At 43.7% G+C, this 1,270-nt stretch carries 1 protein-coding gene; it reads right to left on the minus strand.

Translation table 11 applies throughout. The features are described 5' to 3' along the window. Nucleotides 1-84: 84 nt before the first annotated feature. Nucleotides 85-1,269, minus strand: coding sequence for an elongation factor Tu (gene tuf / locus DV424_RS08815; protein WP_118859758.1), 1,185 nt, complete (start codon nt 1,267-1,269; stop codon nt 85-87). Nucleotide 1,270 lies beyond the last annotated feature (1 nt).

Raw genomic sequence — 1,270 nt, forward strand, 5'->3', positions numbered from 1 at the left:
ACCTATAAACAAAAAGTGCGGAGAATTTTCCCCGCACTTTCTTTTGTCTTCTTTCTGCCTTTAAGACATTCAAGAATCCATCAATTATTTGATGATTTTCGCTACAACACCTGCACCTACTGTACGGCCACCTTCACGGATTGCGAAACGTAAACCTTGGTCCATCGCGATTGGGTGGATTAAGCTTACTGTCATCTTGATGTTATCGCCTGGCATTACCATTTCCACGCCTTCTGGTAATTCAATAGTACCAGTTACGTCAGTTGTACGGAAATAGAATTGTGGACGGTAACCTTTGAAGAACGGAGTATGACGACCACCTTCTTCTTTTGATAATACGTACACTTCTGATTCGAAGTCAGTGTGTGGCGTGATTGAACCTGGTTTCGCTAATACTTGACCACGTTCGATTTCTTCACGTTTGGTACCACGTAATAATGCACCGATGTTTTCACCTGCACGACCTTCGTCAAGTAATTTACGGAACATTTCAACACCCGTTACAGTAGTTTTAGCTGTATCTTTGATACCTACGATTTCTACTTCATCACCAGTGCGGATGATACCACGCTCAACACGACCTGTTACTACTGTACCACGACCTGAGATTGAGAACACGTCTTCGATTGGAAGAAGGAACGGTTGGTCAATTGCACGCTCTGGCTCAGGAATGTAAGTATCTAAGTGGTTTGCTAACTCAAGGATTTTTTCTTCCCATTCTGCAACGCCGTTTAATGCTTGTAATGCAGAACCACGTACGATTGGAGTATCGTCACCAGGGAAGTCATATTGAGAAAGAAGTTCACGAACTTCCATTTCTACTAATTCTAATAACTCTTCGTCATCTACCATGTCGCATTTATTTAAGAATACGATGATGTAAGGTACACCTACTTGGCGACCTAATAAGATGTGCTCACGAGTTTGTGGCATTGGACCATCTGTCGCTGCTACTACTAAGATAGCACCGTCCATTTGCGCCGCACCGGTAATCATGTTTTTAACATAGTCCGCGTGTCCTGGGCAGTCAACGTGTGCGTAGTGGCGAGTTGGAGTATCGTATTCAACGTGTGATGTGTTGATGGTGATACCACGCGCTTTTTCTTCTGGCGCGTTATCGATTTGGTCGAATGCACGAGCTGCACCACCGTAGTGTTTTGCTAATACGGTTGTGATTGCTGCTGTTAAAGTTGTTTTACCGTGGTCAACGTGGCCGATTGTACCCACGTTTACGTGCGGTTTTGTACGTTCAAATTTTTCTTTAGACATT

This window comes from Haemophilus haemolyticus (genome assembly GCF_003493605.1).
Lineage (GTDB): Bacteria > Pseudomonadota > Gammaproteobacteria > Enterobacterales > Pasteurellaceae > Haemophilus > Haemophilus haemolyticus_J.

Bases quoted from the DNA above. Each gene is read 5' to 3' on its own strand.
- tuf (WP_118859758.1), bottom strand. From the start codon at position 1,269: ATGTCTAAAGAAAAATTTGAACGTACAAAACCGCACGTAAACGTGGGT.